Origin of the sequence: Streptomyces sp. NRRL WC-3549, assembly GCF_000721935.1 — a bacterium.
Classification (GTDB): domain Bacteria; phylum Actinomycetota; class Actinomycetes; order Streptomycetales; family Streptomycetaceae; genus Streptomyces.
This window is the reverse complement of record NZ_KL585448.1, coordinates 4,486-5,586: the sequence shown is the minus strand read 5'-3', so window position 1 is coordinate 5,586 and position 1,101 is coordinate 4,486. Positions and strand designations below refer to the sequence as shown.

At 71.7% G+C, this 1,101-nt stretch carries 1 protein-coding gene; it reads left to right on the top strand.

Annotated elements, in window-relative coordinates; all coding sequences use genetic code 11:
• A partial coding sequence (locus IH13_RS0135085; protein WP_031091063.1) for an acyltransferase domain-containing protein occupies nt 1-1,101 on the top strand: 1,101 nt, incomplete at both ends.

Sequence of the window (1,101 nt, the reverse complement as noted above, 5' to 3'; positions counted from 1 at the left end):
GAGCCGCGGGAATGGCCCGACACGGGCGAACCGCGCCGGGTGGGAGTGTCCTCGTTCGGTGTGAGCGGCACCAACGCGCACGTCATCATCGAGGAACCGCCCGTGGTGGCCGCCGAGAGCGGAGACACACCGGCACACGAACCTCCGGTCGTGCCCTGGCTGCTCTCCGCCGCAGTCGGCCCCGGTGCGCTCGAGGCGCAGGCGAGCGCTCTGGCCGACCACGTGGAGGCGGTGGGCGCACACGCGTCCGGGGCGCTGGACGTCGGCTTTTCCCTGGCCACCGGCCGGGCGGCCCTGGCCCAGCGCGCCGTGGTGCTCGCGGACGGCCGCGACGGACTGCTCGACGGCCTGCACGCGCTGACCGCCGGACGGCCGTCCGCCGGTGTGGTGCGGGGCTCGACGGTGGACGGCCGGCTGGCGGTCCTGTTCCCGGGCCAGGGGTCGCAGTGGCCGGGCATGGGACGCGAGCTGTACGAGGCGTACCCGGCGTTCAGGGACGCCTTCGACGCCGTGTGCGCGGAGACGGACCCCCACCTCGGCCGGCCGCTCCGCGATGTCGTGTTCGGCGAGGGCGACCTGCTGGACCAGACCCGATACACACAGCCCGGAGTCTTCGCCGTCGAGGTCGCGCTCTTCCGGCTGGTCTCGTCATGGGGAGTCACCCCCGACTTCCTGATGGGGCACTCCTTTGGTGAAGTGGCCGCCGCCCACGTGGCGGGCGTGCTCTCACTCAAGGACGCGTCGACACTGGTCGTCGCCCGGGGCCGTCTGACGCAGACCATGCGGGCGGGCGGTGCCATGGTGGCCGTCGAGGCGAGCGAGGACGAGGTCCTCCCACTGCTGACCGACGGTGTGTCCATCGCCGCGCTCAACGGACACTCGTCGACGGTGGTTTCGGGTGACGAGGACACCGCACTCGCGATCGCCGCCCACTTCGAGGCGGAAGGACGCAGGACCAAGCGGCTGCGGGTCAGCCACGCGTTCCACTCCCCGCACACGGAAGAGGTGCTCGACGAGTACCGTGCGGTCGCCGCAGGGCTGACCTTCCATCCGGCCGGTATCCCCGTCGTCTCCACCGTCACTCTGTCTCTTATACACATC